10 protein-coding genes and 1 tRNA gene are annotated in these 11,604 nt (G+C 67.1%); 8 read left to right on the plus strand and 3 right to left on the minus strand.

What is annotated here, in order from left to right; all coding sequences use genetic code 11:
- Positions 1–137: 137 nt before the first annotated feature.
- Complete coding sequence (gene parC / locus WCE59_RS13610; protein ID WP_343259316.1) at positions 138–2,384, minus strand: DNA topoisomerase IV subunit A; 2,247 nt, start codon at positions 2,382–2,384, stop codon at positions 138–140.
- 103 nt (positions 2,385–2,487) lie between these two features.
- On the opposite strand from parC, the gene WCE59_RS13615 reads away from it, so the two are divergent.
- Positions 2,488–3,258: a Crp/Fnr family transcriptional regulator gene (locus tag WCE59_RS13615; protein WP_343259317.1), complete on the plus strand. Its 771-nt coding sequence runs from the start codon at positions 2,488–2,490 to the stop codon at positions 3,256–3,258.
- A 25-nt stretch (positions 3,259–3,283) separates the two neighbouring features.
- Here WCE59_RS13615 and WCE59_RS13620 read toward each other — a convergent pair whose 3' ends face one another.
- Entirely contained in the window at positions 3,284–3,430 is a 147-nt protein-coding gene (locus tag WCE59_RS13620; protein ID WP_343259318.1) for a hypothetical protein, read from the minus strand.
- 230 nt (positions 3,431–3,660) lie between these two features.
- Here WCE59_RS13620 and WCE59_RS13625 point away from each other — a divergent pair.
- Positions 3,661–3,747, plus strand: a tRNA-Leu gene (locus WCE59_RS13625).
- Positions 3,748–3,848: 101 nt separating this feature from the next.
- Here WCE59_RS13625 and WCE59_RS13630 read toward each other — a convergent pair.
- On the minus strand, positions 3,849–4,313 hold the full coding sequence (locus WCE59_RS13630; protein ID WP_343259319.1) for a DUF421 domain-containing protein: 465 nt from the start codon (positions 4,311–4,313) through the stop codon (positions 3,849–3,851).
- A gap of 119 nt (positions 4,314–4,432) precedes the next feature.
- Here WCE59_RS13630 and rnr point away from each other — a divergent pair, with 119 nt between their 5' ends.
- The 6 genes from rnr (at position 4,433) to WCE59_RS13660 (ending at position 11,459) form a co-directional block, all read left to right on the plus strand.
- Positions 4,433–6,847 (plus strand): ribonuclease R, encoded by a 2,415-nt coding sequence (gene rnr, locus WCE59_RS13635; RefSeq protein WP_343259320.1) that lies wholly within the window; start codon positions 4,433–4,435, stop codon positions 6,845–6,847.
- A 214-nt stretch (positions 6,848–7,061) separates the two neighbouring features.
- Positions 7,062–7,805 (plus strand): 23S rRNA (guanosine(2251)-2'-O)-methyltransferase RlmB, encoded by a 744-nt coding sequence (gene rlmB, locus WCE59_RS13640; RefSeq protein ID WP_343259321.1) that lies wholly within the window; start codon positions 7,062–7,064, stop codon positions 7,803–7,805.
- A gap of 242 nt (positions 7,806–8,047) precedes the next feature.
- Complete coding sequence (locus tag WCE59_RS13645; RefSeq protein ID WP_343259322.1) at positions 8,048–8,638, plus strand: biliverdin-producing heme oxygenase; 591 nt, start codon at positions 8,048–8,050, stop codon at positions 8,636–8,638.
- On the plus strand, positions 8,635–10,320 hold the full coding sequence (locus tag WCE59_RS13650; protein ID WP_343259323.1) for a GAF domain-containing protein: 1,686 nt from the start codon (positions 8,635–8,637) through the stop codon (positions 10,318–10,320). The genes WCE59_RS13645 and WCE59_RS13650 overlap by 4 nt, the downstream gene beginning before the upstream one ends.
- A 100-nt stretch (positions 10,321–10,420) precedes the next feature.
- Positions 10,421–10,597, plus strand: coding sequence for a DUF1328 domain-containing protein (locus WCE59_RS13655; protein ID WP_343259324.1), 177 nt, complete (start codon positions 10,421–10,423; stop codon positions 10,595–10,597).
- Between the two features lie 85 nt (positions 10,598–10,682).
- On the plus strand, positions 10,683–11,459 hold the full coding sequence (locus tag WCE59_RS13660; RefSeq protein ID WP_449284179.1) for a siderophore-interacting protein: 777 nt from the start codon (positions 10,683–10,685) through the stop codon (positions 11,457–11,459).
- The last annotated feature ends 145 nt before the right edge of the window (positions 11,460–11,604 follow it).

The following is an 11,604-nucleotide window of genomic DNA, read 5'->3' on the forward strand; positions in this document are numbered from 1 at the left end:
CCCCCCCCCCCCCCCCCCCCCCCCCCCCCCCCCCCCCCCCCCCCCCCCCCCCCCCCCCCCCCCCCCCCCCCCCCCCCCCCCCCCCCCCCCCCCCCCCCCCCCCCCCCCCCCCCCCCCCCGCTCCTACTGAAAAGGCTTCAGCCTTCTACAGACAGGCCATCCACCTTCTGCCAGCCGCGTGGCAGCAGGCCGCCACGGGAGGCGCGGTTGCCAAGGTACGTTTCAAGGTCCTTGAACGACAGGCTCATGATGCGCTGGCGGGAATGGACCTGCAGCGTGCCCGTGGGCGGCACCACGGCTACCGCGACCACCTGCTCGGTTCCGCGCTTGGCGCGGGGGATATCGATGATCTTGTTGCCGCGGCCGCGCTCCAGTTCCGGCAGCTCGGCCACCGCGAACGCCAGCAGATGGCCCGCGCTGGTCACCGCCACGATCCGGTCCGCTTCCACGTTGTCCACCGCCACCGGCTGCAGCACGGCAGCGCCTTCCGACACCGTCAGCATGGTCTTGCCGGCTTTCTGTCGGCCTACCAGGTTCGCAAAACGGGTCACGAAGCCGTAGCCGAGCGAGGAGGCCAGCACGAAGCGGGCCTCCGGCTCGCCGCTGGCCAGCGCCACGAACGACGCCCCGGCCGCCGGCGAAAAACGCCCGGTCAGCGGTTCGCCGTTGCCGCGCGCCGAAGGCAGGCTGTGGGCCAAGGTGGAATAGCTGCGCCCGTTGGAATCCAGGAACGCCACCGTCTGGTTGCTGCGCCCACGCGCGGCGGCCTGCAGCTGGTCGCCTTCGCGGTAGTTCATCCCAGCCGGATCCACCTCGTGCCCCTTGGCCGCGCGTACCCACCCCTTCTTGCTCATCACGATGGTGACCGGCTCGTTCGGCACCAGATCGGTTTCGTCCAGGGCCTGGGCGGCGCCGCGCGCCACCAGCGGCGAGCGGCGGTCATCGCCGTGCTTTTCCGCATCGGCCAGCAGTTCTTTCTTGATCAGCGCCTTCAGCTTGGCTCCGCTCCCAAGAATGCCTACCAGCTGCTCGCGCTCCTTCGCCAGCTCATCCTGCTCGCCGCGGATCTTCATTTCTTCAAGCCGCGCCAGCTGACGCAGGCGGGTTTCCAGGATGTAGTCCACCTGGTCGTCGCTCAGCTCGAAGCGCGCCTTCAGTACCGGCTTGGGCTCATCCTCGGTGCGGATGATGTGGATCACCTCGTCCAGGTTGAGGAATGCGGCCAGCAGGCCTTCCAACAGGTGCAGGCGGCGCTCCACGCGCTCCAGGCGATGCTCCAGGCGACGGGTCACCGTGGTGGTGCGGAATTGCAGCCATTCGGACAGCAGCATTCGCAGGTTTTTCACCTGAGGGCGGCCATCCAGGCCGATCACGTTGAAGTTGGCGCGGTAGTTGCGCTCAAGATCCGTGGTGGCAAACAGATGGCCCATCAGCTGCTCGGCGTCCACCCGGTTCGAGCGCGGCACCAGCACCACCCGGGTCGGGTTGGCGTGGTCGGACTCGTCGCGGATGTCTTCCAGCCACGGCAGCTTCTTGGCCCGCATCTGCGCGGCGATCTGCTCGATCACCTTGCTCGGCGACACCTGGTGGGGCAGGGCGTCCACCACGATGTTCTGGCCTTCCTTCACCCAGGTACCCCGGGCCTTGATCGATCCGGTGCCGGTCTCGTAGATCGACTGCAAATCGGCCAGCGGGGTGATGATTTCAGCCGTGGTGGGGTAATCCGGGCCGCGCACGTGCTCGCACAGGTCGGCCACGGTGGCGTCCGGGTCGTCCAGCAGGCGGATGCAGGCCGAAACCACCTCGCGCAGGTTGTGCGGCGGCACGTCGGTGGCCATGCCCACCGCAATACCGGTGGTGCCGTTGAGCAGCAGGTGCGGCAGGCGGGCCGGCATCCAGCCCGGTTCCTGCAGCGTGCCGTCGAAATTCGGGGTCCAGTCCACCGTGCCCTGGCCCAGCTCGGACAGCAGCATTTCCGCGATCGGGGTCAGGCGCGATTCGGTGTAGCGCATGGCCGCGAAGGATTTGGGATCGTCGCTGGAGCCGAAGTTGCCCTGGCCGTCCACCAGGGGGTAGCGGTACGAGAACGGCTGGGCCATCAGCACCATCGCCTCGTAGGCGGCGCTGTCGCCGTGCGGGTGGTACTTGCCGATCACGTCACCGATGGTGCGCGCCGACTTCTTCGGCTTCGCCCCGGCACCCAGCCCCAGCTCGGTCATGGCGAAGATGATTCGCCGCTGCACCGGCTTCAGGCCGTCGCCGATGAAGGGCAGGGCGCGGTCGAGCACCACGTACATGGAGTAGTCGAGATAGGCGCGCTCGGCGTACTCGCGCAGCGGAATCTGCTCGAAGCCGTGGAAGGAGGTGCGAACTGGATCGGTCATCGTGACTGCACGGATGGGGGGAGGTGAATTCTACGGCGGTTCCGGCAGCGCCGATAACCACGCGTGACCAGCTGTATCATGGGCTGCTGCCCAGGAGCACTCCATGCCCACTCAGCCCAGCCAGGGAACGCCAAGCGTCGAGCCGGTCGCCGCCAACCGCGCCAACGGCTGTGCGCATCGCAAGCGCATGCCCGGCAATTGTGTCGGCTGTGTTGCCCGGGAGATGGCGGCCTGCTCGGTCATTCCGGTGGAAGAGGCCCGCACGCTGGAACAGCTGGGCAGCCAGATTCGCCTGCCTGCCGGCGGCGTGCTGGCCCGCGAGGGCGATCCGCGCAGGGAAGTGCATACCGTGGTCAGCGGAATGATGCGCAACCTGCGCCTGTTGCCCGACGGCCGACGGTTCGTGTCCGCATTCCTGCTGCCGGGCGATTTCATCGGTTTCAGCAGCGCCACCCACTACCGCGGCACGATTGAGGCGGTCACCGAGTCCCAGCTGTGCGCCTTCAGCAATGCCAGCGTGCGCAGCCTGTGCGAGCGCTTTCCGGAGTTCGAGAAAAACCTGTTCGACCGCGCCTGCGGCGAGCTGGATACCACCCGGTCCTACCAGATGATCCTGGCGCGGATGACGCCGGTCGAGCGCCTGGCCGTCTTCCTGCTGGATCTGAGCACCCGTCAGCATCGCCGGGGTGGCAATGAGAACCACGTGGACCTGCCCATGACCCGGGCCGACATCGCCGACCACCTGGGCCTGACCATTGAAACGGTGAGCCGCAGCTTCAGCCGGCTGAAACAGGAGGGGACGCTCTATTTCGAGCATCCCCACCATATCGAGCTGCGCGACCCGGTGCGGCTGCGGGAAATGGCCGCCCGCTGATCGCGCCTGCCGGCGTCATCGCATCTCAGCGATTGTCCTCGCGGCCCTTGCGCTCATCGCGCTGCGGCTGGTCGGGGCGCTCCGTGTCCTTGTCCTTGCCTTCGTCCGGCTTCGGCGGCTTGTTGGTGCCGCTGCCCAGGTCTTTCTTCGGCGTTGTCGTCTGGCGAACCATTGCGTTGTCCTCCGGTAGGTGGGGTCATCCGCTCCCTTCCCGCCACTCACTCTGCTGCCGCAAACGGCAGGGTGGCGTGAAGTGCCTTCGGGCCTTGCCACAAGACCCATGTAAGCGCGTACAATCGCCTCCTCGCTGGGCCCGATCGATGTGCTAATCCATGTGCTGGAAGTTTCATCACAGGGCATTGACAACCTCAGCGAATCGCAGCAACATATGCGGCTTGACTCGCCCAGGTGGCGGAATTGGTAGACGCACTAGCTTCAGGTGCTAGCGGGGGCAACCCTGTGGAGGTTCGAGTCCTCTCCTGGGCACCAATCGAGTCAAGAGCCGGAGCCTTACCAGCTCCAGCAAACACAGGAACCCCGCGAAAGCGGGGTTTTTTGTGGGCGTGAGGAACGCGGCCGCATCCTTCGTTTCATTCCTTTTCCAGCACGCTGATGTGCCCGTCCACTTCCAGGATGGCCTGGTGCACTTTGGCGACGTCGGAAACGCCCTGCTTGCGGAGGCTGGCGATCAACTCCTCCTCGGTCAGCTTCTCCTTGCGCAGGTTGTTCTGCAGCATCTCGCCCCTGTGGATCAGCAGCGTCGGGGAGTCCTGGGAAATCCAGCGAAAGCGCGGGAAGCGGTATTCCGCCAGATTGACGATGTAGTCCCACGCCATGATGACCGCGACCATCAGCAGCAGGTCCGGCATCGCCGTGCCTCCGCCCATGATCGCGTCGCCGGCAATGCCGCCCATGATGACCAGGGCGATCATGTCGTTGGGGGACAGGCTCCCGGTCTGCCGCTTGGGAGTGAATCTGAGCATGATCACGATGGCGAAATAGACCACCGTTCCACGGGCCACGATTTCCCACAGCGGCGTTTCGAAAATTTCCATCCTCATCTCCACCGACACGTTCCGTCCCGACGCGCCGCACGCATACATCACTCCTTCGCGCGTCTGGTCCCCGTGAACGATCACTCCGGCCTGAACGGGTCCCGTGTAACATCCGACGAATGTCAAAACCACCAAGCAAGCGCGGCAGCGGCCGCGACAAAAAATCCCCCGGCAGCGCCGGCGGCGCTCCCCGTTCCACGGCGGGTGCCAAGCGCACCGGCGGCAAGAAGCTTCCGCCCTGGATGCCCGAATCCGCGGCCACCGGCAAGGGCGGGTTCCAGGATCCGTACGCCGAGCGTGAAGCCGGCCGCTACGCCAATCCCATCCCCAGCCGCGAGGCGATCCTGCAGGCGCTGTCCGATGCCGACGGCCCGCGCAAATCCGAAGAAATCGCGGACATCCTCGGGCTCACCGCGCCGGATCGCTTCGACGCGCTGGAAAAGCGCCTCGGCGCCATGGTTCGCGACGGCCAGCTGCTGCGCAACCGCCGCGGCGGCCACGTACCCGCGGGCGAGGTGGAGCTGATCGCCGGTACGGTGATCGCCAACCCCGACGGCTTCGGCTTCATGCGTCCCGATACCGGCGCCGGCGACGACCTGTTCCTGCCGCCGTATGAAATGCGCAAGGCCATGCACGGTGACCGGGTGATGGCCAGCGTGTCCGGCATGGATTCGCGCGGCCGCCGCGAAGGGGTGATCGTGGAAGTGCTGGAGCGCCGTTCAACGCGGCTGCTGGGGCGCTTCAATACCGAATCCGGCATCAGTTTCGTGGTGCCCGACGACAAGCGGGTCCTGCGCAACGTGCAGATCCCGCAGGACGCCACCGAGGGTGCCAGGCACGGCCAGCTGGTGGTGTGCGAGATCGTCCATGCCCCCGATACCCATCGCCCACCGATCGGGCGCGTCCTGTCAGTGCTAGGCGATGTGCTCAAGCCGTCGCTGGTGGTGGAAGCCGCCATCCACGGCCACGGCCTGCCGTACGAGTTCCCGCAGGAGGTGCTGGACGAAGCCGCGGCGGTCCCGGTGGAAGTCACCCAGGCCGATATCTCCGGACGCAAGGACATCCGCCACCTGCCGCTGGTCACCATCGACGGCGAGGACGCCAAGGACTTCGACGACGCGGTGTACTGCGAGGCCGATCGCGATGGCTTCCGCCTGATCGTGGCCATTGCCGACGTGTCGCACTACGTGCGCCCGGAGCAGCCGCTGGACGATGAAGCCCAGCTGCGCGCTACCAGCGTGTACTTCCCCGGCTTCGTGATCCCGATGCTGCCGGAGACGCTCTCCAACGGCATCTGCTCGCTCAAGCCCAAGGTCGATCGGCTGTGCTTCGTGTGCGACATGCGCGTTGGTCGCGACGGCACCGTGCATGAGTCTGAATTCTACGAAGCGGTGATGCACTCGCACGCGCGCCTCACCTACACCCAGGTGTGGGACGCGGTGGGCGAGGAGGATCCGCAGGCGCAGAAGGAACTCGGCGCCGTACTGCCGCACGTGCGCACCCTGCACAAGTTGTACAAGGTGCTGGCGCGGGCGCGACAGAAGCGCGGGGCGATCGAGTTCGAGACCTCCGAGGTGCGCTTCGAACTGGACAACACCGGTGAGGTGGTCCGTGCCGGCATGCTGGTGCGCAACGACGCCCACAAGCTGATCGAGGAATGCATGATCGCGGCCAACGTGGAGGCGGCGAAGTTCCTGCTCGATACCGAGATTCCGGCCCCGTACCGCATCCACGACAAGCCTCCGGAATCCAAATACCTGGACCTGCTGGAGTTCCTGAAGGAGTTCCAGCTGCGTCTGCCGACCTGGGCCAAGGTACGGCCGAAGGATTTCACCGCGCTGCTCAACCGCGTGCGCGAGCGTCCGGAGGGCACGCTGCTGGAGTCCGTGCTGCTGCGCAGCCAGAGCCTGGCGGTGTACTCGGTGGAAAACATCGGCCACTTCGGCCTGGCGCTGGATCACTACGCCCACTTCACCTCGCCGATCCGCCGCTACCCGGACCTGCTGGTGCACCGGGCCATCAAGCACGCGCTGTCCGGCAAGCAGCCACACAGCTTCACGTACACCAATCGCGAGATGGTGGGCCTGGCGCTGCAGAGCTCGGAGAAGGGTCGGCGCGCCGACGAAGCCTCGCGCGAGGTCGACGACCGCTACCGCGCAGCGTGGATGGAAGAGCACGTGGGCGGCGAATTCGACGGCGTGATCAGCGGCGTCACCAGCTTCGGGCTGTTCATCGAGCTGGACGAATCCAAGGTCAACGGCCTGGTCCACGTGACCCAGCTGCCGCACGATTTCTACCGCTTCGATCCGATCCGCCGCACCCTCAGCGGCGACCGCCGCGGCCGCGAATACCGCCTCGGTGACCGCGCCCGCGTGCGCGTGCTCAAGGCCAGCCTGGAGGAGCGCAAGATCGACTTCGCCCTGGTGGAAGAGGGCGAGCCGCAGGGTGGCAAGGTCTCGAAAAAGGAGCCGAAGCCGCCCAAGGACCTGACCGAACGCGGCAAGCCTGCCAAGCGCAAGAAGAAACCGTACTGACGTAAATCGGAGCACCATCTCTGTAGGAGCGCGCCATGCGCGCGAAACCGCGTGACATTTCGCGATGCGCCGTGGCGTCGGCCGCAATGATCTGTCCGGCGCCATGCCGCGCAATTCAATTCACGCGGCTTCGCGCGCATGGCGCGCTCCTACGGGTGGGCCGGTTGCGGCGGTTCCACGTGGGCGCGGGACCGCATGCGGATACAATTGCCGGATGACCAAACAATCCCCCTGGATCGCCGGCATCAATGCCGTGGCGGCTGCGCTGGAACACGACGCTGAAAACGTGCGCGAGGTGCTGGTGGAAGCCGGCGCCAAGAACCCGCGCATCGCCGAAATCGAATCCAATGCCGCGCGCAAGGACATCGATGTGCGCCGCGTCACCCAGCAGGCGTTGGACGGAGTGGCCGGCGGACTGCGCCACCAGGGCGTCGCGGCACGTTACGCCGCGGCCAAGACCTGGGACGAAAATGATCTGACCGAGCTGGTGGAAGCCGCCGAGGGCAAGGCGCTGGTGCTGGTGCTCGACGGCGTCCAGGATCCGCACAACCTCGGTGCCTGCCTGCGCAGCGCCGCCGCCGCCGGCGCCACCGCGGTGGTGATCCCCAAGGACAAGGCGGTGCAGGTCAACGCCACCGTGCGCAAGACCTCGGCCGGCGCCGCCGATACCATCCCCGTGGTCCGCGTGACCAACCTGGCCCGCACCCTGCGCGAATTGCAGAAGCAGGGCGTCTGGATCCACGGTCTGGCCGGCGATGCCACCACCCCCATCTACAAGGCCGACCTGATCGGCAACGTGGCCCTGGTGCTCGGCGGTGAAGGCGACGGCATGCGCCGGCTCACCCGCGAAACCTGCGATCACCTGGTCAACATTCCCATGCCCGGCGGCTTCGAGAGTCTCAACGTCTCGGTCGCCACCGGCATCGCCCTGTTCGAAGCCGTCCGCCAGCGCAGCTAGTCGGCCGCGTAGGGCCGACCTACGGAAGCCGGCCATGTTCGTCACCTGGTAGTCGGCCGCGTAGGGCCGACCTACGGAAGCCGGCCATGTTCGCCGTCATGTAGGTCGGGGCTACGCCCCCGACGCTTGCGCCTGAGTGCGCGTTATCATTCCTGAAGCTTTCACAACACACACCTTTCACTCTCCTGACCCCGGGTGTTTATATGAATGCGCCGCGCAGCCGCGCTCAAGAGCATCTCCGCATGCAGCCAGGCGCTACAAGGTCGGCTGGACTGGCATCCAGTCTTCGCACCGCGACCCGCACCACCCACGACTCGGTGGACAGCGCATTCCCCCAGGGCCTCGACAGCCCGGACACCTACTTCCGTTACCTGACAGCCATGCTGCCCCTGGTGCACTGGCTGCATGATTCGTGGCGGCCTGAGTGGGACGAGCACAGCGCCTGGCATCCTCCGGTCCGGCTCCAGCAACTGCGTGATGATCTCGCCCACCTGGCCCGCAGTGGCGCTCCAGTAGTGCCCCTATCCGAATACGCGCCCGCACCCGCCGGCTCGATGGCCGAATGGCTGGGCGGCTGCTACGTGGTGGAAGGCTCCGCCCTTGGTGCGCGCCTGCTGGTCCGCGACCTGGATCGGCTGCAGCCCCGCCATCCGCACCTGGCCGGCGCCCGCAGCTTCCTCAACGCCCATATCGCCGACTCGCGCCGCTGGGCGCGTTTCCGCAACGCACTCGATTCCCTGCCTGACAGCGCTGCCAGTGCAGCGCTGCGTGGCGCCCGGCGCGGATTTGCGCTGGTGCATTTCCAACTCCAGGCCATGGAGGCCTCCGCATGAGTAAAGACCCGGCGTTCCAACGTGCAATCGACACCTGTGCGGCCGAGCCCATCCACATCATCGGCGCCATCCAGCCGCCCGGCGTGCTGCTGGTGTATCAGCGCCACGGCGGCCGCATCGTGGCCGCTTCCGCCAACGCCGCCGAGCTGTTCGAAACCGATGTGCAGACACTGCTGGGCCAGCCCATCAACACGGTGATCGATACGCCGCTGCTGGATCCTGTCTCGGAAGCCATCGCCCACCGCGAGCCCGGGCCTTCGCGTCTGGCGGGCATGGGCAACGTCGGCGCCTTCGGGGCGCTGTACCACGCCAGCGCGCACGCCAACGGTGACCTGATCCACATCGAGCTTGAACCGGCCGGTTCCGACAGCGGCCCGGACGAGAACCAGGCCGTACTGGCCCTGGACAGGGACGGCGCCAGCGGCCTGCTGCAGTCGCTGGCCCAGCAGGTGCAGGCGCTGTCCGGTTACTCCAGGGTGATGGTGTACCGGTTCCTTCCCGACGCCTCCGGCGAGGTGCTGGCCGAAGCGCTTGATGGCGACCTGCCTTCCTATCTGGGCCTGCGTTACCCGGCCACGGATATCCCGCCCCAGGCGCGGGCCCTGTATCTGCGCAACCGGGTGCGCACGATCGCCGACGTCAACCATACGCCCGCACCTGTTCATCAGGATCCGCAGCTGTCGGCACCGCTGGACATGAGCTATGACGTGCTGCGTACCGTCTCGCCCGTGCACCTGGAATACCTGCGCAATATGGGCGTTGCCGCGTCCATGTCGATCTCGCTGGTCGTGGACGGCAAGCTGTGGGGTCTGGTGGCCTGCCACCACCACGCGCCGCGCGAAATCTGCCCGCGCACCCGCCAGGCCCTGGATCTGCTGGGCCGCCATGCCTCGATGATCCTGGATGCCAACGAGCTGCGCGAACAGGTCCAGCGCGAGGAGGGCATGCGTGTCCAGCGCGACCTGGTCGAAGCCCGCCTGCACGGGCTCGACGATCCCGTGGCCGGCCTGTCCAGCGCGCTGCATGCGGCGCTGGCGGCGGTCAGTGCGGACGGCATCGTCCTGTACCTGGGCGGACGCCACCTGGCGCATGGCAGTGTGCCCGCGCCCGGTGGTATCGATGCGGCGCTGCGCTGGGTCCGCAACCGCGGCCGCTCCACTGCCGAATGCACCGCCCGGGGCGAGGACTGGAATCCAGACGATGACGTACAGGACGCGTGCGGTGTGCTGGCCCTGCCGCTGGGCCGTGGCGTGGATGACTGGCTGCTGCTGTTCCGCCGCGAACAACGCCGCACCGTGACCTGGGCCGGACGCCCCGACCAGGCGTTCCAGGTGGATCCGTCCGGCAACCGGGTGGGTCCCCGCACCAGCTTCGCCGCCTGGGAAGAACAGGTGCAGGGCAGCTCCATTCCCTGGGCCGACCGCGACGTGGAACTGGCCCAGCGCCTGCGCATGGTGCTGGAACGGGCCCTGTCCGGCACCACCGCGCTGGCCGGCTCGCACAGCACTGTCGAGCGTGATCCGGTTGCCGCAGTCGAAGCCCGCGAGCAATCGGCCCGCTTGCGTCGCCTGGCCGTACTGCTGGATGGCGCATCGCCGGGCAAGGCGCGCCTGCAGCGGATGCATCGTCTGCTCTCCCACCTCGAGGACGAGCTCGGCGCTCTTGCGGGCAACAACGTCTGAGCGCGGGCGGTTCCGCCATTCACCTGCGGCCCACGCCGCCATTGCCACACTCCAGTTGTCGTCGGCCATTCAGGTCGGCCTGTCACCAGGAGTATTCGCAATGATCAAGTGGGCCATCATCTTCGCAATCATCGGCCTCATCGCCGGTGCGGTCGGCTTTACCGGCATGGCCGGTGCCGCGATGGGCATCGCCAAGTTCCTGTTCTGGGCGGCCATCATCATCGCGGTGGTGCTCTTCATCCTGGGCTTCACCGCGTTCAAGAAAATCTCCAGATAGGAACGCTCCGTCCCCGTTACGTCGGGGGTGGCCGGGTCGCCGGGGTTCTAGAATGGTTGGCTCTTTCTGATCACGGAGCCGGCCAATGACCCAGCACGAAAGCCGCATGGTGCGGCACCCCCTCGTCTTCCGCCGGCTCCAGGTGCGGGAAGTCATCGATCTCACCCCGCACATGCGCCGGATTATCGTGGCTGGCCCGGAGTTGGAAGGCTTCCACAGCAGTGCGCCGGATGACCACATCAAGGTGTTTTTTCCCAATCCTGCGGGCGAATACATCACCCCCACGCCCGGTCCGGACGGCCCGGTGTTTCCCGAAGGGAAGACACCGTCGCCCGCCCGCGACTACACCCCGCGTCATTACGATCCGGTCGCCGGCACGCTGGCGATCGACTTCGTGATCCATGGTGACGGCCCGGCCAGCAACTGGGCCGAGCAGGCCAGGGCCGGCGACGCCTTTGCTTTCGGCGGCCCACGCGGCTCGTTCGTGGCCGCCGATGATTTCGAGCACTACGTGCTGATCGGCGACGAAACCGCGCTGCCCGCGATCTCGCGCTGGCTGGAGGAAATGCCGGCAGGGAAGAAGGCGACCGCCCTGATCGAAATTCCGGAAGAGGCCGACCGGCAGGAACTCTCCACCCGTGCCGACGCCAGCATCACCTGGCTGCCCCGCAACGGCGCCGATGCCGCCAGCAGTCACCTGCTGGAAGAGGCCCTGGCCGGCCTGACACCGCAGGGCGACACCTTCTGGTGGATCGCCTGCGAATCCGCCCGCGCCCGCCGCATGCGCATCTCCCTGGCCGAGCAGCGCAACGTCCCCAAAGACTGGATCCGCGCCACCGGCTACTGGAAAGCCACCCCGTAGGAGCGCGCCACGCGCGCGAAACCGCGTGACATCAATCCGCGCCGAGTGGCTTCGGGAACCCCTGTAGGAGCGCGCCATGCGCGCGAAGCCGCGTGACATTGATCGCGCCGCGAGGCTTCGGCTGCCACGTCGTAGCCGAAGCCTC

Source organism: Luteimonas qiangzhengi (assembly GCF_039548515.1).
Classification (GTDB): domain Bacteria; phylum Pseudomonadota; class Gammaproteobacteria; order Xanthomonadales; family Xanthomonadaceae; genus Luteimonas.